The organism is Faecalibacterium sp. BCRC 81149, from assembly GCF_022750605.1.
Classification (GTDB): Bacteria; Bacillota; Clostridia; order Oscillospirales; family Ruminococcaceae; genus Faecalibacterium; species Faecalibacterium duncaniae.
The window spans coordinates 26,627-48,925 of sequence record NZ_QXJA01000017.1; the positions used below are offsets into that span (position 1 = coordinate 26,627).

The 22,299-nt window shown below is 58.0% G+C and carries 23 protein-coding genes, 1 tRNA gene and 1 rRNA gene; 11 read left to right on the forward strand and 14 right to left on the reverse strand.

Features of this window, described 5'->3' with window-relative positions; genetic code table 11:
- Positions 1-196 precede the first annotated feature (196 nt).
- Together clpB and D3F01_RS14075 are read right to left on the reverse strand one after the other, a co-directional pair.
- Positions 197-2,809: an ATP-dependent chaperone ClpB gene (clpB, locus tag D3F01_RS14070; protein ID WP_242889335.1), complete on the reverse strand. Its 2,613-nt coding sequence runs from the start codon at positions 2,807-2,809 to the stop codon at positions 197-199.
- 237 nt (positions 2,810-3,046) lie between these two features.
- Positions 3,047-4,189 (reverse strand): FKBP-type peptidyl-prolyl cis-trans isomerase, encoded by a 1,143-nt coding sequence (locus D3F01_RS14075; RefSeq protein WP_242889336.1) that lies wholly within the window; start codon positions 4,187-4,189, stop codon positions 3,047-3,049.
- A 280-nt stretch (positions 4,190-4,469) separates the two neighbouring features.
- Between D3F01_RS14075 and D3F01_RS14080 the strand changes: the two genes are divergently transcribed.
- From D3F01_RS14080 to D3F01_RS14090, 3 genes are all read left to right on the forward strand, one after another.
- On the forward strand, positions 4,470-5,642 hold the full coding sequence (locus D3F01_RS14080; RefSeq protein WP_242889337.1) for a malic enzyme-like NAD(P)-binding protein: 1,173 nt from the start codon (positions 4,470-4,472) through the stop codon (positions 5,640-5,642).
- 15 nt (positions 5,643-5,657) lie between these two features.
- Positions 5,658-6,497, forward strand: coding sequence for a fumarate hydratase (locus D3F01_RS14085; protein WP_242889338.1), 840 nt, complete (start codon positions 5,658-5,660; stop codon positions 6,495-6,497).
- A gap of 156 nt (positions 6,498-6,653) precedes the next feature.
- Positions 6,654-7,205: a Fe-S-containing hydro-lyase gene (locus D3F01_RS14090; protein ID WP_156066764.1), complete on the forward strand. Its 552-nt coding sequence runs from the start codon at positions 6,654-6,656 to the stop codon at positions 7,203-7,205.
- 97 nt (positions 7,206-7,302) lie between these two features.
- Here D3F01_RS14090 and D3F01_RS14095 read toward each other — a convergent pair whose 3' ends face one another.
- Positions 7,303-8,445: a ribose-phosphate pyrophosphokinase gene (locus D3F01_RS14095; RefSeq protein ID WP_097772746.1), complete on the reverse strand. Its 1,143-nt coding sequence runs from the start codon at positions 8,443-8,445 to the stop codon at positions 7,303-7,305.
- Between the two features lie 403 nt (positions 8,446-8,848).
- Here D3F01_RS14095 and D3F01_RS14100 point away from each other — a divergent pair, with 403 nt between their 5' ends.
- Positions 8,849-9,235 carry a metal-dependent transcriptional regulator gene (locus tag D3F01_RS14100; protein ID WP_035395062.1) on the forward strand — a complete coding sequence of 129 codons (387 nt, stop codon included), beginning with the start codon at positions 8,849-8,851 and terminating at the stop codon, positions 9,233-9,235.
- 54 nt (positions 9,236-9,289) lie between these two features.
- Here D3F01_RS14100 and D3F01_RS14105 read toward each other — a convergent pair whose 3' ends face one another.
- Together D3F01_RS14105 and D3F01_RS14110 are read right to left on the reverse strand one after the other, a co-directional pair.
- A complete protein-coding gene (locus tag D3F01_RS14105; RefSeq protein WP_005936458.1) occupies positions 9,290-9,640 on the reverse strand; it encodes a type II toxin-antitoxin system PemK/MazF family toxin in 351 nt (116 codons plus the stop codon).
- Between the two features lie 143 nt (positions 9,641-9,783).
- Positions 9,784-10,200: a holo-ACP synthase gene (locus D3F01_RS14110; protein WP_242889339.1), complete on the reverse strand. Its 417-nt coding sequence runs from the start codon at positions 10,198-10,200 to the stop codon at positions 9,784-9,786.
- Between the two features lie 186 nt (positions 10,201-10,386).
- Here D3F01_RS14110 and D3F01_RS14115 point away from each other — a divergent pair, with 186 nt between their 5' ends.
- Positions 10,387-10,632, forward strand: a complete 246-nt coding sequence (locus D3F01_RS14115; protein WP_005936452.1) for an IreB family regulatory phosphoprotein — start codon at positions 10,387-10,389, stop codon at positions 10,630-10,632.
- Positions 10,633-10,677: 45 nt separating this feature from the next.
- Here the strand turns inward: D3F01_RS14115 and D3F01_RS14120 are convergent, their stop codons facing one another.
- Positions 10,678-11,619, reverse strand: coding sequence for a tRNA-dihydrouridine synthase family protein (locus tag D3F01_RS14120; protein ID WP_242889340.1), 942 nt, complete (start codon positions 11,617-11,619; stop codon positions 10,678-10,680).
- Between the two features lie 91 nt (positions 11,620-11,710).
- On the reverse strand, positions 11,711-12,643 hold the full coding sequence (gene cysK, locus D3F01_RS14125; protein WP_242889341.1) for a cysteine synthase A: 933 nt from the start codon (positions 12,641-12,643) through the stop codon (positions 11,711-11,713).
- Between the two features lie 283 nt (positions 12,644-12,926).
- On the opposite strand from cysK, the gene D3F01_RS14130 reads away from it, so the two are divergent.
- Complete coding sequence (locus D3F01_RS14130) at positions 12,927-13,358, forward strand: RrF2 family transcriptional regulator (protein ID WP_005936443.1); 432 nt, start codon at positions 12,927-12,929, stop codon at positions 13,356-13,358.
- A gap of 106 nt (positions 13,359-13,464) precedes the next feature.
- Here D3F01_RS14130 and D3F01_RS14135 read toward each other — a convergent pair whose 3' ends face one another.
- From D3F01_RS14135 to D3F01_RS14150, 4 genes are all read right to left on the reverse strand, one after another.
- Entirely contained in the window at positions 13,465-13,737 is a 273-nt protein-coding gene (locus D3F01_RS14135) for a type II toxin-antitoxin system YafQ family toxin (RefSeq protein ID WP_215666467.1), read from the reverse strand.
- A gap of 3 nt (positions 13,738-13,740) precedes the next feature.
- Positions 13,741-13,971, reverse strand: coding sequence for a hypothetical protein (locus D3F01_RS14140; protein WP_242889343.1), 231 nt, complete (start codon positions 13,969-13,971; stop codon positions 13,741-13,743).
- Between the two features lie 26 nt (positions 13,972-13,997).
- Complete coding sequence (locus D3F01_RS14145) at positions 13,998-14,420, reverse strand: hypothetical protein (RefSeq protein ID WP_242889345.1); 423 nt, start codon at positions 14,418-14,420, stop codon at positions 13,998-14,000.
- A gap of 35 nt (positions 14,421-14,455) precedes the next feature.
- Positions 14,456-14,531, reverse strand: a tRNA-Pro gene (locus D3F01_RS14150).
- 203 nt (positions 14,532-14,734) lie between these two features.
- On the opposite strand from D3F01_RS14150, the gene D3F01_RS14155 reads away from it, so the two are divergent.
- From D3F01_RS14155 to D3F01_RS14175, 5 genes are all read left to right on the forward strand, one after another.
- Complete coding sequence (locus D3F01_RS14155; protein ID WP_156075173.1) at positions 14,735-16,393, forward strand: glutamine--tRNA ligase/YqeY domain fusion protein; 1,659 nt, start codon at positions 14,735-14,737, stop codon at positions 16,391-16,393.
- Positions 16,394-16,417: 24 nt separating this feature from the next.
- On the forward strand, positions 16,418-16,570 hold the full coding sequence (locus D3F01_RS14160; protein WP_005936439.1) for a hypothetical protein: 153 nt from the start codon (positions 16,418-16,420) through the stop codon (positions 16,568-16,570).
- Between the two features lie 63 nt (positions 16,571-16,633).
- Positions 16,634-17,710, forward strand: coding sequence for a leucine-rich repeat protein (locus D3F01_RS14165; protein WP_242889346.1), 1,077 nt, complete (start codon positions 16,634-16,636; stop codon positions 17,708-17,710).
- Positions 17,694-19,136 carry a VWA-like domain-containing protein gene (locus D3F01_RS14170; protein WP_098923241.1) on the forward strand — a complete coding sequence of 481 codons (1,443 nt, stop codon included), beginning with the start codon at positions 17,694-17,696 and terminating at the stop codon, positions 19,134-19,136. The genes D3F01_RS14165 and D3F01_RS14170 overlap by 17 nt, the downstream gene beginning before the upstream one ends.
- 12 nt (positions 19,137-19,148) lie before the next feature.
- The gene (locus D3F01_RS14175; protein ID WP_242889347.1) at positions 19,149-20,687 is read left to right on the forward strand and encodes an AAA family ATPase; all 1,539 of its coding nucleotides are present in this window, start codon (positions 19,149-19,151) and stop codon (positions 20,685-20,687) included.
- A 124-nt stretch (positions 20,688-20,811) separates the two neighbouring features.
- Here the strand turns inward: D3F01_RS14175 and D3F01_RS14180 are convergent, their stop codons facing one another.
- The 3 genes from D3F01_RS14180 to rrf all read right to left on the reverse strand — a co-directional run bounded on the left by D3F01_RS14180 (position 20,812) and on the right by rrf (position 22,098).
- Positions 20,812-21,480, reverse strand: coding sequence for a hypothetical protein (locus D3F01_RS14180; RefSeq protein ID WP_242889348.1), 669 nt, complete (start codon positions 21,478-21,480; stop codon positions 20,812-20,814).
- Positions 21,477-21,806 (reverse strand): PadR family transcriptional regulator, encoded by a 330-nt coding sequence (locus D3F01_RS14185; RefSeq protein ID WP_117477412.1) that lies wholly within the window; start codon positions 21,804-21,806, stop codon positions 21,477-21,479. Before D3F01_RS14185 ends, D3F01_RS14180 begins: the two co-directional genes overlap by 4 nt.
- 175 nt (positions 21,807-21,981) lie before the next feature.
- Positions 21,982-22,098 (reverse strand): 5S ribosomal RNA (rrf, locus tag D3F01_RS14190).
- Positions 22,099-22,299 lie beyond the last annotated feature (201 nt).

The following is a 22,299-nucleotide window of genomic DNA, read 5'->3' on the forward strand; positions in this document are numbered from 1 at the left end:
CCCTCACCGAGGGAGGTGGCATCGCGCAGCGATGACGGAAGGAGTTCTTTCCTAGGGATACAAAAATGTGCTTTCCACCGTGGCTGTTCCGCGATGAAAAGCACATCAATGTTACTTGTTATAATATCATATTCCGCACCCCCATGCAAGCATTACAGCCGGCACAGAGGTAAAAAACTGGCAAAACTGTGGAAAATCATTTCAGCACAAGGGCATTTCCGTCGTAATCCACGGTCAGGGTGCTGCCCTCGGCATAGCGGCCCTGAATGATCGCCTTGGCGATCAGAGTCTCCACCCGGCTCTGGATGAACCGTTTGATGGGGCGGGCACCATAGACGCTGTCGTAGGCAGAATCGATGATGTAGTCCTTGGCGGCGGTGGTCACGTCCAGATTCAGGTGCTTGCCCTCGTCCATGCGGCTGCGCAGGTCTGCCAGCTGCAGATCCACGATCTTGCGCATCTCGTCCTTGGTCAGGCTCTTGTAGTAGACGATCTCGTCCAGACGGTTCAGGAACTCGGGGCGGAACTTGCTCCTCAGCAGCAGGTCGATCTGATGCTTTGCGTCGTCGCTCAGCTCGTTGGAGCCATTGGCCCGGCGCTGCTCCAGATCGTTCAGGATGATGTCGCTGCCCAGATTCGAGGTCAGGATGATGACCGTGTTCTTGAAGTCCACGGTACGGCCCTGGCTGTCGGTGATGCGGCCATCGTCCAACACCTGCAGCAGGATGTTGAACACATCGGGGTGGGCCTTTTCCACCTCATCGAACAGCACCACGCTGTAGGGTTTGCGGCGGACAGCCTCGGTCAGCTGGCCGCCCTCCTCATAACCCACGTATCCCGGAGGCGCACCGATCAGGCGGCTGACGCTGAACTTCTCCATATACTCCGTCATATCGATACGCACCATGTTGCGCTCATCGTCAAACAGAGCCTGTGCCAGCGCCTTGGCCAGCTCGGTCTTGCCCACACCGGTGGGGCCGAGGAAGAGGAAGCTGCCGATGGGGCGGTTGGGGTTGGCGATGCCTGCGCGGCTGCGCAGGATGGCCTCGCTCACCTTGGTCACGGCCTCGTCCTGACCGATGACTCTCTTGTGGAGCACATCGTCCAGATGCAGCAGCTTCTCGCGCTCGCCCTCCACCAGCTTCTCCACCGGGATGCCGGTCCAGCGGGCCACGATGCGGGCGATCTCCTCGTCGGTCACACGGTCACGCAGGAGGCTGTCCTCCTTCTTCTCGTTGGCCAGCTTTTCCTCTGCTTCCAGCTGTTTCTGCAGCTCGGGCAGCTTGCCGTATTTCAGCTCAGCGGCCTTGTTCAGGTCATACTCACGCTGGGCTTTCTCAATGGCGGCATTGGTCTGCTCGATCTGCTCACGCAGGGTCTGTACCTTGCCAATGGCGTTCTTCTCGTTTTCCCACTTTGCCTTCATGCTGCGGAACTTATCCTGCAGCTCGGCCAGTTCCTTTTCCAGCTCATGCAGGCGGCTCTGGCTCAGGGCATCGGTCTCCTTTTTCAGGCTGACCTGCTCGATCTGCAGCTGGGTGATGCGGTGGGCCAGATCATCCATCTCGCTGGGCATACTGTCCATCTCAGTCTTGATCATGGCGCAGGCTTCATCCACCAGGTCGATGGCCTTATCCGGCAGGAAGCGGTCGGTGATATAGCGGTCAGAGAGGGTTGCGGCGGCGATCAGCGCATTATCGCTGATCTTCACGCCGTGGAACACCTCATAGCGCTCCTTCAGGCCACGCAGGATGGAAATGGTGTCCTCCACTGTGGGCTCATCCACCTGCACCGGCTGGAACCGGCGCTCCAGAGCGGGGTCTTTTTCGATATACTGGCGGTATTCGTCCAGCGTGGTTGCGCCGATGCAGTGCAGCTCGCCCCGGGCCAGCATGGGCTTGAGCAGGTTGCCCGCGTCCATGGCACCGTCGGTCTTGCCCGCACCCACGATGGTGTGCAGCTCATCAATGAAGAGGATGATCTTGCCCTCGCTCTTCTTGACCTCATTCAGGACGCTCTTCAGGCGCTCCTCAAACTCGCCGCGGTACTTTGCACCGGCCACCAGCGCACCCATGTCCAGGCTGAACACGATGCGGTCCTTCAGGTTCTCGGGCACATCGCCACGCACGATCCGCTGGGCCAGGCCCTCGGCGATGGCGGTCTTGCCAACGCCGGGCTCACCGATCAGGCAGGGGTTGTTCTTGGTCTTACGGGACAGGATACGGATCACGTTGCGGATCTCCTGATCACGGCCGATCACGGGGTCCAGCTTCTGCTTCCGGGCCAGATCGACCAGATCCTGGCCATATTTCTGCAGGGCGTTGTAGGTATCCTCGGGGTTGTCGTTGGTCACGCGCTGGTTGCCGCGCACGGCAGTCAGCTGCTGCAGGAACGCATCCTTCTTGATGTTGAAGGCGCGGAACAGCTCCGTGGTGTTCTGGGTCGGCTCATCCAGCAGGCCCAGGAACACATGCTCAACACTGACGTATTCATCCTTCATGGCCTTGGCTTCCCGGGCGGCGGCACTCAGGACTTTATCCGTTGCCTGCGAGATATAGACCTTGTCCGGGTCACGGCCGGAGCCGGACACCCGGGGCAGGGCCGACAGCTTTTCGGCCACAGCAGCGGCAAAGCTGCCCGGGTCCACATTCAGCTTCTGCAGAAGCTGCGGGATCAGGCCCTGCTCCTGCGAAGCCAGGGCGTGCAGCAGATGTTCCGGCTCCAAAGCGTTGTGCTGGTACTCCACAGCCAGCTGCTGGGCAGCCTGCAGAGCTTCCAGTGTTTTCTGCGTATATTGATTGGTATTCATAGAATCGACCTCCATTCGTACCGGAAGTGTTATTTCAGCAGTCTTTCAGATTGATTGCCATTTCATTTTTAGCACTCTATCTGTTCGACTGCTAAAACTATACTCCAAACACCCCACTTTGTCAATAGGGTTTTCGATGGTACGGCAACAATTCACAAATTGTTTGCAAACAAGACAAAAATGCCGCCCCGGCAGACCCGAAGCGGCACAAGTTCTCTTGATATGGGGGCAGGACACTCAGCTCACCACTGCGCTTTCCGTCAGCGCATCGGTGACGGCATCCATCAGGGCGACCATGGTGCAGTAATTCTCACCGTAGGTGCCAGTGTAGGAGGAATAGGTATCGATCTGCTCCTGGGTGGGCACGATGTCCAGTGTCTCGGCCACTGCCTGATAGAGCAGAGCCTCCTTGGAGTAGGTGGTGATGCTGTCGCTCATCCCCTCCAGCAGGGCATCGGCGTTTTCATAGCCTGCGGCGGTCTGTACAAAGCTGTCCAGATCGTAGCCGTAGTAGTTGGCCATGGTGTAGTAGTAGTTCAGGCACTGGTTCACCTGATAATCGGTGACCTCCTTGGGCAGCTCCTTGAAGGTGGAGTTTGCCAGCAGGTCGTCCATGATGGCGTTCTGCAGGTTGGTGTTGTAAAGCATCTTCTGGTAGAGTGCCTTCAGCTCCTCCACGGTGTGAACATCATCGCTCTCGCCGTAGTTCTCGGCCACCCACGCGTCGGTCAGCTCGGGCAGGACCTTCTCGCTGATGTAGTTCAGGGTAACGGAGAACACAGCCTTTTTGCCGCTCAGGACAACGGTGTTGCCCTCGGAATCGGTAGAATCGCTGTATCCCTCCGGGAAGGTCACGGTGACATCAAAGGTCTCGCCGGGGGTGTGGCCCACGATCTGATCCTCAAAGCTATCGACGAAAGTACCGCTGCCCAGGGTCAGGCTGTAGCCGCTGTAAGTGCCGCCGCTGAACGCAACGCCATCCACGGAACCGGCATAGTCGATGTTGACGGTATCACCGTCCGCTGCGGCACGGTCCGTCACCTGCTTCTCGGTGGAGTGGTCGCTGAGCAGGCTGTCGATCTCGCTCTGGACCTCCTCCTCGGTGGGCTCGATCTCAGAACGCTTGAAGGTAAGGCTTGCAAAGTTCTCGGGCAGGGTGACATAGTCAAGCGCCTTCACGCCCTCCCAGTAGCCGTTCTCGTCCAGACCGCTGCTGTAGGAGAAGTTCTCGTAATCGTAATCTTCCGCGCTGCCGTAAACAGCGGCGGCTGTGCTGGAAGCAGCAGAAGAAGAATCAGCGGACTTGGAGCAGCCTGCTGCGCCCAGCACCAGCGCACCGGCGCAGAGCAGGCAGACCGCTTTTGTGATGATCTTTTTCAAAATAAAGTTCCTCCTGTTGGAACACCGGCATCCCGCCGGGTTCAGATTCGGGTTTCATAGTACAGACCTTATTATAAAGGGCAAAAGTGAAAAAGAAAAGAATTTTGCAGAAATTCCACAAATAGAGCGCCGGGTTTGTCCGACTTTTGCGGGGCACCGGCCGAAAAAGCGGCTTTTCCGGTGGAAATGCCCGCCCGGTTCTGTTAAAATAAAAGAGATATGAGAAACCCCGGCCGCTCTCTTCAGCGAGAAGCGCCCGATACAAACGGAGGAACACCCCATGGATTACAACAAAGCCGCCCTTGAAATGCACGAGACCCACCACGGCAAGGTGGGCATTACCAGCAAGGTGGAGGTCAGGACCCGTGATGACCTGTCTACCGCCTACACCCCCGGCGTTGCCGAGCCCTGCCGCAAGATCAAGGAAAAACCCGACGATGTTTATAAGTACACCTTCAAGGGCAACATGGTGGCCGTTGTCTCCAACGGCACCGCCGTGCTGGGCCTGGGTGACATCGGCCCCGAGGCCGGTCTGCCTGTGATGGAGGGCAAAGCCGTGCTGTTCAAGGAGTTCGGCGGCGTGGATGCCTTCCCCATCTGCATCGATGCCCACGATGCCGCCAGCGTGATCGCGGCCTGCAAGGCCATTGCCCCCACCTTTGGCGGCATCAATCTGGAGGATATCAAGAGCCCCGAGTGCTTTGAGATCGAAGAGACGCTGGAGCGGGAGCTGGATATCCCCGTGTTCCACGATGACCAGCACGGCACCGCCATCGTGGTGACCGCTGCCCTCATCAATGCCCTGCGCGTGGTGGGCAAAAAGATGGAGGACGTGCACATCGTCCTGAACGGCCCTGGCGCTGCCGGTACTGCCATCATCAAGATGCTCATGACCGCTGGCGCAAAGGATATCGTGGCCGTGGACCAGTTCGGCACCCTGTACAAGGGCTGCAACAGCGCCGAGGCCCACAAGAACTGGCTGGGCGAGGTGACCAACCCCCGCCAGATCAAGGGCGGCCTGAAGGAAGCCATCGAGGGAGCCGACGTATTCATCGGCGTGTCCCGCCCCGGCATCCTGACCACCGAGCTGTGCAAGACCATGAACAAGGACGCCATCGTCTTTGCCATGGCCAACCCCACCCCGGAGATCATGCCGGACGATGCCAAGGCAGGCGGCGTGCGCGTGATGGCCACCGGCCGCAGCGACTTCCCCAACCAGGTCAACAATGTGCTCTGCTTCCCCGGCCTGTTCAAGGGAGCTTTGAGCGTCCGCGCCCGCGATATCAACGACCAGATGAAGCTGGCCGCAGCCTATGCCATCGCTGACCTGATTACCGATGCCGACCGCAGCGAGGAGAACATCATCCCCGGCGCGTTCGACCCCCGTGTGGCCGAGGCCGTGGCTGCTGCCGTGGCAAAGGCTGCCCGCGAGACCGGCGTTGCCCGCCTGTAAAGGGAGGAACACGAGATGAGGAACATCTCCGCACAAGCCATCACCGATACCGTAGCCCGGCTCTGCATCGAGGCCAACACCCGCCTGCCGCAGGATGTGCAGGCGGCGCTGGACAAGGCCCGGCAGGAAGAGCCCTGGCCGCTGGCAAAGAATACCCTGGACCTGCTGTGGTCCAACCTGAGCGCCGCCAGAGAAAAAGACCTGCCCATCTGCCAGGACACCGGCATGGCCTGCGTGTTTGTGGAGCTGGGCACCGATGTCCACATCGACGGCAGCTTTGAGGCCGCCATCCACGAGGGCGTGCGCCGCGGCTACACCGACGGCTACCTGCGCAAGAGCATCGTGGCCGACCCGCTGCGCCGGGGCAACACCGGCGACAACACCCCCGCAGCCATCACCGTTCACCTGGTGGACGGCGACGGCTGCACCATCACCGTGACCCCCAAGGGCTTTGGCAGTGAGAACATGAGCCGCATCCAGATGCTCAAGCCCGCCGACGGCGTGGAGGGCTTCCGGAAGTTCGTGCTGGAGACCGTCCAGCTGGCCGGTTCCAACCCCTGCCCGCCCATCGTGCTGGGCATCGGCGTGGGCGGCAGCTTTGACAAGGTGGCCTATCTGGCCAAAAAGGCACTGCTCCGCCCACTGGATGTTCCCAACCCCGATTCCTACTATGCCGGTCTGGAGCGGGAGCTGCTGACCGCCATCAATGCGCTGGGCATCGGCCCGCAGGGCTTTGGCGGCCAGACCACCTGTCTGGGCCTTGCCATTGAGCAGATGCCCACCCATGTGGCGGGCCTGCCCGTGGCCGTGAACGTTTCCTGCCATGTCACCCGCCGCGCCAGCGCGACTTTATAAGGGTCAAACCTCTCCGTCAATGCTTCGCATTGCCACCTCTCCTAGTAGGAGAGGCCTTGGCAGTCGGGTAAAGCTTGCTGGATACGCCAGAGGCTCCCCTACCAGGGGAGCTGGCGGGCGCAAGCCCGACTGAGAGGTTGTACAAAGGAGAAACCTATGCAATATACCTTAACCACCCCCTGCACCGCCCAGGATCTGGCCCCCCTCAGGGCGGGCGATACCGTGCTGCTCTCCGGCGTGGTGTATACCGCCCGGGATCAGGCCCACAAGCGGATGATCGAAGCACTGGACCGGGGCGAACCGCTCCCCTTTGACCTTGAGGGCAGCGCCATTTACTATGTCGGCCCCACCCCGGAGCGCCCGGGTGAGGTCATCGGCTCTGCCGGCCCCACCACCAGCGGCCGGATGGATGCCATGAGCCCCCGCCTGCTGGACCTGGGCAACAAAATTATGATCGGCAAGGGCAAGCGGGATGCCGCTGTCAAGGAAGCCGTTGTCCGCAACGGCGCGGTCTATCTGGCCGCTCTGGGCGGTGCCGGTGCCCTGATGGCCAAAAGCGTCCAGACGCTGGAGGTCATCGCCTGGCCCGACCTCGGCTGTGAGGCTGTCCGCCGCCTGACCGTGCAGGACATGCCCCTGACTGTCATCCTGGATGCCCACGGCGGGGATCTGTATCTGGAAGGCCCGGAGGCCTACCGGAACCGCTGAGGAACAGCAGCCCCGGCTTCTGCCGAATGCTGTACATACGAAAAGGAGCTGTACCCCCCGCGGGAGTACAGCTCCTTTTGCATTGCATTTTTTCTGATCAGCTGCGCTTTGCCAGCAGAGCCTCGATCTTCTTGATGGGATCGATGATGCTGGAAACAGACATATCGTGGTTCAGTGCCACCACAAAGTAGGCAGCATACTTGGAGACATCCACGTCAACATACCAGTCGCGGGTCAGCAGCTCGGGCTGGCGGTAGGTCAGGTTGGTGCCCACAACGTAGTCCAGCTTGCCATCGGCAACTGCCTGATCGAACTTCTTCAGGCCGCTGGTGAACAGCGGGAAGGTCGCGTTGGCAATGATGCGGGCAGCGCCGCGCTCCTTCAGGTTGCCTGCAACCTCCAGCATGCTCTCGCCGGAAGCGATGATATCATCAGCGATAAAGACAGTCTTGCCCTCAACGGAATCGCCCAGATACTCGTGTGCCACAATGGGGTTGCGGCCGTTCACCACGCGGGTGTAATCGCGGCGCTTGTAGAACATGCCCAGGTTGCAGCCCAGCACGCTGGAGAAGTACATGTTGCGGTTCATGGCACCCTCGTCGGGGCTGACCACGATGAACTTCTCCTTATCAAAGCTGATCTCGGGGTTCTTCTTCAGCAGGCTCTTGAGCACCTGATAGGTGGGCATTGCATTGTCGAAGCTGAGCAGCGGCACAGCGTTCTGAACGCGGGGATCGTGGGCATCAAAGGTGATGATGTTGCGCACGCCCATGGTCTGCAGCTCCTGCAGGGCCACAGCGCAGTCCAGGCTCTCGCGAACCACGCGGCGATGCTGACGGCCGCCGTACAGGCTGGGCATGATAACGGACACACGGTGTGCCTTGCCGGCCACTGCCTGGATCAGGCGCTTGAGGTTGGCAAAGTGGTCATCCGGGGAGAGGTGGTTCTCGTAACCGAACAGGTTGTAGGTAACGCTGTAATTGCCCGGATCGATAACGATAAAGATATCGTCGCCGCGCACAGACTCCCTGACCAGGCCCTTTGCGTCACCGCTCTGGAAGCGGGGGCACTCGCAGGGGATAATAAAGCTATCCTTCTCCACGCCTGCGGACTTTGCCCATTCCACCAGATGCTGGTCGATCAGCTTGGTCAGCTCCTCTGCACCGGGGCAGGCCAGCAGACGCAGGTCTGCCACGCTGGGTTCCTGGAAAAATGCCATCGGATTGATCTCGTTGGACATACTTACAACTCCTTCAATGTTCCTGTTGTCTTGACGATGAAATCAGATGCTGAAAGCGCATATCTGTTCTTATTCTATCACAAAAAACAGATTTCGACACACCTAATTTCTGTCTTGGAGCCATTTTCTGCGGCTTGCACAGCTGTTGTTCAAAAACACGTTGGAGACTGTGAGTTTCACACAAAAAACCTTCCTTTTACCTTCCTCTTTCCTTTCCCCCTGCCTGCTGCCCGGTGGTTCCTGCGCACAAACCCACCAATTTTTCATGTTTAAGTCGGTTTGTTTTAACAAACTTTTAGGGATTGCTTGCATCCCCCGGGAGAATGTGGTATTCTATAACAAACCGAACCGACGTGCGTTTTCAGCCCCGGGCCGGGAATCAAGAAGGCAGGAGGCCGATACCATGCAGATCCACCAATCCGCAGAAGATTATCTTGAAACGATCCTGATGCTCAACCAGAGAATGGGCCGTGTCCGTTCCATCGACGTGGTCAATGAGCTGGGCTATACCAAGGCAAGCGTGAGCATTGCCATGAAGAAGCTGCGGGAGAACGGCTATATCGCGGTGGACGGTGAGGGCAACCTGACCCTGCTGGAACCGGGCCGCGAGATCGCAGAGCGCATCTACAGCCGCCACCGCCTGCTGACCCATTTCTTTGTGCAGCTGGGCGTGGACGAGGAGGTCGCCGCCGAGGATGCCTGCAAGGCAGAGCATATCCTGAGTGAGCAGACGCTGGAAAAGATCCGCGAATATGCCCTGCTCCACGATGCGCAGGACAGCGTAAAATAACCGGAATCATCAAAAAAATGAGACTGCCAGGATCTGGCAGTCTCATTTTTTTTTTCAGTAGCTGTCCAGCCCAAGGCTGACATCCAGTGCCTGATTCACCCGGCGCTGATCCTCAGGCGTGATTTGCCCGGCACGCTCGCGCAGGCGGTGCTTATCCAGCGTGCGGATCTGTTCCAGCAGCACCACACTGTCCTTGGCAAGGCCGGTATCTGCCGCCCGGATGTTGATATGGGTGGGCAGGCGGGCTTTGTCCAGCCGGGATGTAATGGCCGCTGCGATCACAGTGGGGCTGTGCCGGTTGCCGATCTCGTTCTGGACGATGAGCACTGGCCGGATACCGCCCTGTTCCGAGCCCACCACCGGTGAAAGATCGGCGTAAAAAACTTCTCCTCTGTGTACCTCCATGGAATCTTCCCTCCCTGATTTTGGAGGATGCGCCCGCTATGTGGTGCGTTTTGCGCATCCTCAGTCGCTCTGCCTTTAGTATGAGCCGACTGCAGGGCCGCTATGCACGCGCGGGCTTATTCCATTGTATGCAGACGGGAAGTTCAGGTTTCCGTTTCCAGGATGCAGTACGCCATGGCCATGCCGTCTTCATGGCTCAGGGAGAGATGTGCCCGCAGGCGGTGTGCCTCCACCCACTTTGCACTCCGTCCGGAAAAGCGATAGGCCGGTGCCCCGCCGGGCAGGCGGACGGCTTCGATCTCGCAGAGGGAGAAGGGCTCCCGCAGACCGGTGCCCGCCGCCTTAAGGAAAGCCTCCTTGGCCGCAAAGTCCGCCGCCGCGCTGGCCACGGTATGGGCGGTGCGGCGGGCCGTGCCTTCTTCCTCTGCCAGAGGCAGGCCCAGTGCCGCCTGCTCCGCCGGGCCGAACACCCGGCGTGCAAAGACCGCGCCATGGGGGCCCAGCAGGCTCTTTTCCATCCGCGCAATGCTGCACAGATCGCAGCCGATTCCGTAGACCATGAAAAACCTCCTGAACGGAAAATCCGCTCCGTTCTTTTTACTCAAATTTTCAAAATTTTTTATTCAAAGTGTGCAAATTCCGGCTTGGAATCTTGAAGTCAGCGTTCATTTCGTGTACAATGGGCTATAAGTTCCAATGACCTCTCGGAATGGAATGCGAGAGGGATACCGAAGGGGGTGCATTGCGTGGGCGACGCGACTGCTATTTTTTCGATCCACGACAAAAAGGACTACGAGATTCACGAGATCGTACAGCAGGTGTACGATGCATTAAAGGAAAAGGGCTACAATCCGGTCAATCAGCTGGTGGGCTATATCCTGTCCGAAGATCCCACTTATATCACCACATACAAGGGAGCCCGCTCCCTCATCCGCAAAGTTGACCGTGACGATCTGCTGCAGGCCATGCTCCGCAGCTACCTGAACGTCTGAGCCGCGCTTACACAAGTCCGCTGCCTCGCAGGAGGCGGCGGGCTTTTATTTTGGCCAGCAGGCAAAGATCTGGTTCACCACCGTCTCATACTCCCAGCCTTCCCGGGCCTTGCGCAGGGGCTTTTCCAGTGCGTCGGCCCCCTTGAAAAGGTGGATGAGGTAGAACCAGTGGGCCTTCATCCGGCTCACGGCACAGCTGGCCATCCCAAAGGCTTCGGTGTAGCCGTGATAAAGCTCATCATGGTAGCCGCGCAGTTCTTCCCGGGAAGCGGCAGGGCCGCCCACAGCCTTGCGCAGAAGGGCAGGGTCTGTAATGAGGCCCCTGCCCACCATGATGCCCGACAGTCCCGGAAATGCCGCTTCCAGTGCCCGCAGGTCATCCACGGTAGTCACATCGCCGTTGTAGCAGACCGGAGCAGTGCAGGCGGGCAGGTAAGCAGCAAAGGCTTCCCGGTCGGCCTGTCCGCGGTAGAGCTGTTTCATCACCCGGGGATGGATGGTCAGCTCACAGAGGGGGTATTTGTTGTAAACGTCCAGGATCTCCCCGAACTCCTCCGTCCGGGCCACGCCCAACCGGGTCTTGACCGACACCGGCCCGCCTGCCTGCGAAAAAACAGCGTCCAGAAAGGCATCCAGCTTCTGCGGGTCCCGGAGCATTCCGGAACCCTTGCCCTTGGCTGTCACGGTGCCGGAGGGACACCCGAAGTTCAGGTTGACCTCGGTATAGCCCATCCGGCGCAGTTCCCCGATCATCCAGGCCGCAAGTTCACCATCCTTTGCCAGCAGCTGCGGGATGACCTGCACCCCCGGGTTAGCCGCCGGTTCCAGCTCAGCCATCTTCTTTTTGATGAGCACCCGGTTCTCCGGCGGCGAGAGAAACGGCGCATAGTACCGCACCGGGGCCTCCGGTGCACCGAACCAGCGCTGGTGGGCCTGCCGCCAGATGCGGTCTGTCAGCCCCTCCATCGGGGCGGCGTAGTAGTTCATAACAGTTCTCCTTGGAATTGATGGGTTTATTGTAGCACAAAAAAAGCCGCCGCGCAAAAAAATTCTGCGCAGCGGCTTGTGGGGTTACAGCTTATTCAGCAAACAGCGGGGTGGACAGGTAACGGTCGCCGGTATCGGGCAGCAGAGCAACGATCTTCTTGCCTGCGTTCTCGGGGCGCTTTGCCAGCTCCAGCGCAGCCCAGACAGCAGCGCCGGAAGAGATTCCCACCAGAACGCCTTCCTTGTGGCCGATGAGGCGGCCGGTTGCAAAGGCATCCTCATTGGTCACGGTGATGATCTCATCGTAGACCTTGGTATCCAGCACATCCGGCACAAAGCCCGCGCCGATGCCCTGGATCTTGTGCGCACCTGCAACGCCCTTGCTCAGCACAGGAGAGGAAGCAGGCTCCACAGCCACGACCTTGACATTGGGGTTCTTGCTCTTGAGGTACTTGCCCACGCCGGTAACGGTGCCGCCGGTGCCAACGCCAGCCACAAAGAGATCGACCTGACCATCGGTGTCCTCCCAGATCTCAGGGCCGGTGGTCTCGATGTGTGCCTGCGGATTGGCAGGGTTCACGAACTGGCCGGGGATAAAAGCATTGGGGATCTCCTTTGCCAGCTCATCCGCCTTGGCAATGGCACCCTTCATGCCCTTTGCGCCCTCGCTCAGGACCAGCTCTGCGCCGTAAGCCTTCATCAGCTGGCGGCGCTCCACGCTCATGGTCTCGGGCATCACGATGATGATGCGGTAGCCCTTGGCAGCGGCCACAGCGGCCAGACCAATGCCGGTGTTGCCGGAGGTAGGCTCAATGATCACGGAACCGGGCTTCAGTTTGCCGGTGGCCTCGGCATCGTCGATCATCTTCTTGGCAATGCGATCCTTGACAGAGCCGGCGGGGTTGAAGTATTCCAGCTTGGCCAGAATGGTGGCCTTCAAGTCTGCTTCCTTCTCGATATGGGTCAGCTCCAGCAGCGGAGTGTGGCCAATCAGCTGATCTGCGGAAGTGTAAATCTTGCTCATAGTAAAAGTCCTCCCTCTGCGGGCGCAGAGCCCGGGATGTTATTCTGACGCAAACCATATTTCCTGTAAACCAACATGGTTTGTAGGTTTAATGGTATTATAGTCCTCTTTTCCCCCTTTGTCAATGGAAAAAGCGAAAAAAGCGATTGAAAAGTTACAAACCCTGTTGTATAATAGGTTTGTTAATGAGAAGAGGACAACCCCACCATCCATTCCTGCGCATTGCCGCCCCTGACCGGGCCGCTGGCGCAAAGCGTCTGAGGGGTTGATAAGGAGAAAAGCTATGATCGTTTCAACCAAGGGCCGTTACGCACTGCGCGTAATGATCGACCTGGCCGAACACCAGGCGGAGCGGTATGTGCCGCTGAAGGAGGTCGCCGAACGGCAGGAGATCTCGGAAAAATATCTGGAAAACATCCTGAAGGTGCTGGTGCAGAACGGCTTTCTGGAAGGTCTGCGCGGCAAGGGCGGCGGCTACCGGCTGACCCGCACCCCCGACCAGTACACCGTGGCAGAGATCCTGCTGCTGACCGAGGGCAGCCTTGCCCCCGTGAGCTGCCTTGTGCCCGGTGCTCCCGCCTGCGAACGGCTGCCCAACTGCCGAACCTATACGATGTGGAAGGGCCTGAACGACATGATCGCCGACTACTTTGGCAAGATCACTCTGGCCGACCTCGCCGCACCCGATCAGGCGGGGAATGATTATATCATCTAAATGACAGAAACAATACAACAGCCCTGCCGCTCGATGATGAGCAGCAGGGCTGTTGTGCTGGGCTTCATTTCGCCCTTGCATAGCGGGCAAATCATAATCGCCCATCTCACAAACCGAACAAATCGGAGTGCGTACCAGTCGCAACCAAGTACAGTTCCGTATCTGTCTGCCGATAAATCAGAATCCAATCCGGCTGTATATGGCATTCATGGCAGCCGGTATAATTGCCTGTTAAGCTGTGGTCTCGGTTCTTTTGTGGCAATGCGTCAGGCACTCGCAGTACATCAACAACTGCTTGCAGCAAATCCATTTTATAATGCCGCTTGATGCAGGTTTTATAATCTTTCTTAAACTGCGTGGAAGTGTTCAGTTTTAACACGGTTTAGCCCTCCGCCGCCAGTTGAGCGAAGAAGTCAGCGGTAGAGCCTTCAAAGTGTTCTCCCTCGCCGGTTCTAATCATGCTGTCCACTTCATCAATCGCCGCTTGTGTCTTGGCGTTGGGAATTTCTGCACCCTTGAGAGCCTTTAAGCTCTGCATATACGCCACCAGATAGATCAAATCATTATCCGGCATCTCGTCCAGCAGGGTTCTTGCCAATTCTCTTGTACTCATGTTGCACCTGTCCTTTCGTATGGATATTATGCGCATTCTTCCACGGCGGTTTTCCCCTCTGATACCGCATGTTCTTTTAAAAACTGTTCCGCTGCCTGTTTCAGAACAGCGTTGGGGGTGGTCCCCGCTGCGGTACAGGCCTCCCGGAACTGGGCCGCAAAATCCTTACGGACCTTACAGCCCAAAATCATCATATGGGCCTTGTCCCACTTGGCATTTGCCTTTTTCTTCGCGTCAGACAGCATATTCAACCTCTTTTCCGGCGGGGCTGTTATAAAATGCCTATTCTGCCCCATAAACAATATAGCACATTTCGTTCTTGTTGAACAGTGTAAAGCTGTACAAAGTTCATGGTTCAACTCTGTCTGTTCTGTCAGCATTTTTTGAGCCAATAACGCACAAACCAGCATTTTCAGAGCATTTATACAACAAATAAAGCCACGATACAATCGCCATTTCCAGCGTTGTATCGTGGCTTTTCTTGTGGTCGGAGTGGCGAGACTCGAACTCGCGGCCTCCTGCTCCCAAAGCAGGCGCGCTACCAACTGCGCAACACCCCGTAAAAATGAATACTACCATACTATACCCTTTTTTTGTGCATTCGTCAAGTGCGCAGAATGCGGAAATCTGCCCGGGGCACCAAAAACCACCCTTACTTTGTATTTTTGCCTTGAAGCAGAGCCAAAAATGGTGTATTATAAAGTGTATTGAAAGAAAGTGTAATTCCGGGCTCCGATGCCCTGAAACCAAGGGGGAAACCACTATGGCAGATAAAAACTTTTTGACGGAGATCATCGACGCTGACCTGGCCGAGGGCAAGATCAGCGAGATCCATACCCGCTTCCCGCCGGAGCCCAACGGCTACCTGCACATCGGCAGCGCCAAGGCCATCTACATCAACTGGTCCATCGCAAACCAGTATGGCGGCAAGTTCAACCTGCGCCTGGATGACACCAACCCCGCCCGCGAAGGTGAGGAGTATGTCAACAGCATCATTGAGGATCTGCACTGGCTGGGCGCTGACCCCAACGGCGGCATCTTCTATGGCAGCGATTACTTTGACAAGTGCTACGAGTACGCCGAGAAGCTCATCTTGGAGGGCAAGGCCTACGTGGACGACCTGACCCGTGACGAGATGCGCGAGTACCGTGGTGCCGATGCCGGCAAGCCCAGCCGTCCCTCTCCGTGGCGTGACCGCACCCCGGAGGAGAATCTGGACCTGTTCCGTCGGATGCGTGCCGGTGAGTTCCAGGAGGGGGAAAAGACCCTGCGTGCCAAGATCGACCTGGCCAGCCCCAACATGAACATGCGTGACCCGGCCATCTACCGCATCAAGTATGCTGAACACCACCGCCAGGGCAATAAGTGGTGCATCTACCCCATGTACGACTTTGCGCATCCCATCCAGGATGCCATTGAGGGTATCACCCACAGCATGTGCAGCCTGGAGTTCGAGAATCATCGTCCCCTGTACAACTGGGTCATCGAGAATATCTTTGGCACCGAGTTCCCCAAGCAGCGCGAGTTCGCCCGCCTGAACATGACCAACACCGTGATGAGCAAGCGCTACCTGCGCGAGCTGGTGGAAATGGGCATCGTGGACGGCTGGGATGATCCCCGGATGCCGACCCTGTGCGGCCTGCGCCGCCGCGGCTACACCCCCACCTCCATCTTCACCTTTGTCCGGGAGGCCGGCATCTCCAAGTCCGACAACCTGATCGACATGCGTCAGCTGGAAGCCTGCATCCGCAGTGAGCTGGACCTGACCGCCCAGCGCCGGATCGCCGTGCTGGACCCCGTGAAGCTGGTCGTGGACAACTACCCCGCCGACAAGACTGAATTCTTTGAGGTGGCCAACAACCCCAACCGCGAAGCCAACGATGCCTCCACCCGCAAGGTCGCCTTTACCCGCGAGCTGTGGATCGAGAGCGAGGACTTTGCCGAGGTGCCGCCCCCGAAGTTCAAGCGTCTGACCATTGGCGGCGAGGTTCGTCTGATGGGCGCTTACATCGTCAAGTGTGAGAGCGTGGAGAAGAACCCCGACGGCAGCATCGCCGCCATCCACTGCACCGCCGACCTTGAGACCGGCAACGGCAACCCCGCCGATGGCCGCAAGGTCAAGGGCACCATCCACTGGGTCAGCGCTGACCACGCTGTGGATGCTGAAGTCCGCCTGTACGACAAGCTGTTTACCGAGGCCAACATGAACGCCATCCCCGAGGGCAGCGACTACAAGGACTACCTGAACCCCGAGAGCGTTGTGGTGCGCAAGGGCTGCAAGCTGGAAGAGAGCCTGAAGGATGCCAAGCCCGGCGAGAAGTTCCAGTTTGTCCGCACCGGCTTCTTCACCCCGGACAGCAAGAACCCCGGCGTATACAACCGCGTGGTCACCCTGCGCGACAGCTTCAAGCCTGCAAAGTAAATCCTTTCAAAGGAGTACAAACAGATGAAAAAGCATCTGATCCGGAATGCGATCCTGATGGCTGTTGCCACCCTCATCATGGGTGTGTTCCTCAGCCTGTATATTGCCAATACCGGCACGGTTCCAGCTGCCGACAATGCGGCCGCCTCTACCGCTTCTTCACAGGCCGCACAGTAACCGCATCCCTCCCAACTGCTGCACGGCTCTGCCCGTGCAGCAGTTTTTTTGTTAGGAGACCCTATGTTTATCGATATCATCCCGTTACAGAAGAACACCGCCCGCCTGACCCGTGTTTACGGCGACGCGCCCTGTGCGGCCCTTCCCGCAAGCGTACCGGGCCCAGAGGGCGGGGTGCTGGCCATCACCGAGCTGGGGGACTACTGCTTCTCCGAGAAGCCCAGAAGCCTGCCCGGGGCCGATGCACTCTGCCGCTATGAAGTCAGCCCGGACGGTACCTGCACCCTTGTGCAGGCCTTTGGCCGCGACCTGACCGGACGGCATGGCCGCTACGACCTCGACTTCGGGGAAGAGCCTGCCGCCCCGGAGGAGCTGCACCCGGTGTGCGGCAATTTCGTGGAGGAGATCATCCTGCCGGACAGCCTGCAGGTCATCGGCAACTGCGCCTTTTACAACTGCCGCAGGCTGCGGCGGCTCAGTGTGGGAGCCGGAGATCTGACTGTGGGCAGCGACGTGTTCCTGAACTGCTTTGCGCTGGCAGACCTCCTTGTCCGGGCCGCTCCCGAGGAAAAGACCGGCCTGTTCGCCCTTGTGAACAACATCACCGAGGCCGTGCGGGCACTGTTCTGGCTCCCGGGTGAGGCACGTCCCCGGGCAGGGCTATGGTACCCCGCCTACTGGGAGGACGTAGAAGAAAGCCCCGCCCACATCCTGCTTCACACCTTTTCGGGGCAGGGATATCATTACAGGCAGTGTTTTCTGGATGGAAAAATCCTTTCTGCAGAATATGATGCCATCTTCCCGGACGGCCACGCCGCCGAGGATCAGGGCGTGGCGGCCATGCTCTGCTTTGACCGCCTGCGCTGGCCATGGAACCTGACCGAAAAGGCAAAGGCCCCCTACCGTGAATTTCTGGCCGCTCACACCGGCCTTGTGCTCCAGCGCCTGCTAAAGGCACAGGATACCGACAGCATAAAGGATCTGCTGGCGCTGGATGTGCTGGATGCTGCTGCCTTTGCTGAGGGCGCGGTACTTGCCGCCAAGGCAGACAACGCAGCTGCCGCGGCATTGCTGGCCGACGCAGAGCACAAAAAGAGGGGTTCCGCCCCGAAGAAGCGGAGGTATGATTTTGATTTCTGAAAAAGAGAAATTCTTCGACCCCCGCAAGCCCTTTGCATCCAAACGGCCTGAGACCCACGAGGAGTGGCAGGCCCGGATGGGTGGCGAGGTGCTGGCTGTGGTGCGCAGCGGGCTGTACCTCGACTTCCGCTTTCTGGATATGGCGCTCAGTGCCCTGACCCCGGTACCGGACGAGCGGTGCGGCGTGCTGGCCACAGACGGCGTGAACCTCTATTATCAGCCCAGCGCCCTGCTGCGGCTCTACCAGGAGAACCCAAAATATCTCAATCGGTTGTATCTGCACACGGTATTCCACTGCGTATTCCGCCATCTCTGGCTCAAGGGCAAGCGGGATGCCCGGCTGTGGAATCTGGCCTGCGATATCGCCGTGGAGAATGTGCTGGACAGCCTGAATCGTTCCAGTGTCAAGCGCCCGCTGACCTGGGTGCGCCAGAACGCCTACGCCGCCATTGCTGCGGAGGGCAGGGTGGTGGCTGCTGCACCGGCTTACCGGTGGCTGGCTGGCCAGACCCCCGGCATTCTGCGCCAGCTGGAGCGGGAATTCTACACCGATGACCACCGCCTGTGGCCCAAGGATGCCCCCGAGCAGCCCCAGCAGATGCCCACGCCCCTGCCCCAGAAGACGTGGCAGAAGATCGGTGAGCGGATGCAGACCGAGCTGGACCTGCGGGACAAGGAAGCCGGTGACGGTGCCGATGCCCTGAAGCAGCAGGTCAAGGCCGCCAACCGCAGCCGCCGGAGCTATCAGGATTTCCTGCGGCGGTTCTGCGTGACCCGGGAGGAGGTCCACCTCGATCCGGATGAGTTCGACCTGAACTTCTACACCTACGGCCTGTCGGTCTACGGTAACATGCCCCTGATCGAGCCACTGGAGACCCGGGAAAGCAAGAAGATCGAGGAGCTGGCGCTGGTCATTGACACCAGCTACTCCACCTCCGGCGAGCTGGTACGGGCCTTTCTGGCCGAGACCTACACCCTGCTGAAAGGGCGGGAGAACTTCTTCCACCGGATGAACCTGCATCTCATTCAGGCAGACAATGCCATCCGGCAGGATCTGCTCATCCGTAACGAAGACGAGCTCATCCATGCCATGAACCACTTTGAGCTGCGGGGCGGCGGCGGCACCGATTTCCGGCCTGCCTTTGAATATGTGAACCAGCTCTGCGCCGAGAAGAAGTTCTCCAACCTGCGGGGCCTGCTCTATTTTACCGATGGCATGGGCACCTACCCGGCCCGCCGCCCAGCCTACGACACCGCGTTCCTGTTCCTGGGCGAGAAATTCGACGATGCCAACGTTCCCCCCTGGGCCATGAAGGTGGTTCTGGATGAGGATGAATTTTCAGGGCCAACGGCCCGGGCCGCATCGGCACTGGCCGACGCGCTGGCCGAAGAGGACGACCCTTACCGTGAATTGAACAACTCGTGAGGATGTGAACTTATGAATATCAAACGCGCCAAAGAAGAGATTGAACACACTGTCAAAGCCTACCTGGCCAAGGACGCATTGGGCGAGTATGCCATTCCCTCCATCCGGCAGCGCCCCATCCTGCTGATGGGCCCTCCGGGCATCGGCAAGACCCAGATCATGGAGCAGGCCGCCCGGGAGTGCGGTGTGGCACTGGTGGCCTACACCATCACCCACCACACCCGCCAGAGCGCCGTGGGCCTGCCCTTCATCCGGCAGCGCCATTATGGCGACAAGGATGTCTCTGTGACCGAATACACTATGAGCGAGATCATTTCCAGCGTCTACGCCAAGATGGAAGCCACCGGCCTGAAAGAGGGCATCCTCTTCATCGACGAGATCAACTGCGTTTCTGAGACGCTGGCCCCCACCATGCTGCAATTCCTGCAGTGCAAGACCTTCGGCAACCAGGCCGTGCCTGCCGGCTGGGTCATCGTAGCGGCAGGCAACCCACCGGAGTATAACAAATCCGTCCGCGATTTCGATATCGTCACGTTGGACCGTGTCCGTCGGATGGACATTGAGCCCGACCTGCAGGTATGGAAGGATTACGCCCGCACAGCCCACATCCACAGTGCCATCCTGAGCTACCTCGATCTGCATCCCCAGAACTTCTACCAGATCAACGCCGACGTGGACGGCACACAGTTCGTCACTGCCCGCGGCTGGGAGGATCTTTCCAACCTGCTGGACACCTATGAATCCCTGGGCCTGCAGGCAGATGAAGCACTCATCCGGCAGTATCTCCAGCACCAGAAGATCGCAGAGGACTTCTCTGCCTATCTTGATCTCTATTATAAGTACCGTGATGACTACGGCGTAGAGGAGATCCTGGCCGGTCAGGTCAAGCCTGCCGTTTATGCCCGCCTGCTCAATGCACCGTTTGATGAACGGCTCTCGCTGGTCAGTCTGATCCTGTCCGGTCTGAACACCCGGTTCACTGCTTCCCGGCAGGCCGATGCCGTCGCCGATGCCTGCTACGCCTTCCTGCGAGAGGCCAAACAGGGCTTTTCCACCCTGCCTGCAGACATCCCGGATGGGGAGCTTACCCTGTTCGCTCAGATGGTCACGGACTATGATGCCGAGACCCAGCGCCAGCGTGCCGCCGGTCTGCTGAGCCATGACGCGCTGAATACCCGCCTGCAGGTGTATGCCGCCCTCCGCAGCTGGGATGCGGAGCTGCGCCGCGCCAATGCGGTGAGCACACAGCCCGCCTTTGACCTCCTGCGCACACAGTTCCAGTCCCTTGCCGAGGCCCGGGATCAGGCACAGGAAGCCGCCAGCGCCGCGCTGGAAGCAGCATTCGACTTCATGGAGAATGCCTTTGCCGAAAGCCAGGAGATGGTGGTGTTCGTCACGGAGCTGACCTTGAACCCTGCTTCCCATGCTTTCATCACCGAAAATGGCTGCGACCGCTATTTCCGGTACAACAAAGACCTGCTGCTCGACCATCGCAAGGCCGCGCTTCAGCAGGAGCTCACCGCCGAAGCCCGCCGCCACGGAGGGCAGTAAGCACCCATTATTTATGAGAAAAGAAGCGCCTCATCCGGGAAAGGATGAAGCGCTTCTTTTCTTTGTTCAGGTCAGGGATGAGCTCGTTTTCCACGGCCCGGCAGACGTACATCATAAAGAGGATTCAGATACGTTCTCTCAAGCGTTCATCTTTGCCATACCTCCAAAATTTTATGCCATACAACCCCGCACCCAGCAGGAGACTGAAAAGGGCATAGGGCAAAATCGGCAGGCGCAGCAAAACAAAAGCTCCAGCGATCCGTGTAAAAAATGCACCTGTTGCATACAGCACTGCAATATAAAGCACCAGCCAGCCGCAGTATTTCAGACGATGCTTGCTTGGCGGAAACCCCGCCTGCTCCATCATCTTCCGGAACAGCCAGCAAAAAGCAGTTATGCAGACCACAAGCTGCATCAAATACCCAAGTGAGAGTTCAAACACCCAGTCCGAAACCACCGGATACAGCAGCAGACTCTCTATCCCCCAGCCAAAGAAGAAATACAGTGGTGCCACAAACCAGAAATAATCTCCAGTCCTCAAAGTTTTAAGGCTTGGCTTAACCTCCTCAGCAAAGGTTTTTGCATCCTCAATCACGTTGAATAGTTCCTGTCCATTCTCATTGGCCTGCACCGCCATATCGATCAGGTCACTGTATATCAGCTCTACGCCGCACTCATCCCAACTGGTACGCCGCAGATATCGAATAACCTCTCTGATTTGCTCCTGGCTTTTGCTGTTGAGCAGTTTTACGCGCAGACGGTTCGCTCTTCGCAAGGTGAAATAGTTATTCATCTTCTATCCTCCCGAAAAATCTTTTCTACCAAACCGCACAGTCGGTTCCATTCCTGTTGAAAATCCAAAAGAGAATCCGTCCCCTTTTCGGTGATCACATAGTACTTTCGGCTTGGGCCCTTGGGAGAAGGTCGCCGCTCCACTGTCACCTTCTCCTGCTGCTCCAGGCGTAAAAGCAGCGGATACAGCGTGCTTTCGCTGATCTCTGCAAAACCGACCTGTTTTAACTGCATCACTATTTCATAGCCATAGGTTGGTTCTTTTTCAATCAGCCGCAACACGCAATATTCCAATACACCCTTTAGCAGCTGTGCATTATTTTCCAATCCGCTTCCTCCTTTCTATCTACTATGCAATGCGTTGTAGCTTATCTATATTGTATTACATAGTAGTCAGTTTGTCAAGCAGTACGCTATGCGCGGTTTGAACAAACTATATCTTCGCATTTCGGTAATACACAACAAAAAAGCCCTGAGATTTTCATCTCAGAGCTTTCACTTAAGTCAGCGACTACCTATTTTCACGCGCCGTTTCCAGCGAACTATCTTGGGCACGAGTGAGCTTAACTTCTGTGTTCGGAATGGGAACAGGTGGAACCTCACCGTCATCGTCACCGACCAATATGACTGGTTCAGTATAACATTTCTGTTCTACTTTGTCCAGTGTTTTTAGAAGGACGTGCCTTCAAAACTGAATAATTACTGCTCACATTTTGTCATTGACTTGAGAATTCAAGCGAATTGTGGTCAAGCCCTCGATCTATTAGTACACACTTGCTGAATGGATCACTCCACTTACACATCGTGCCTATCAACCTCG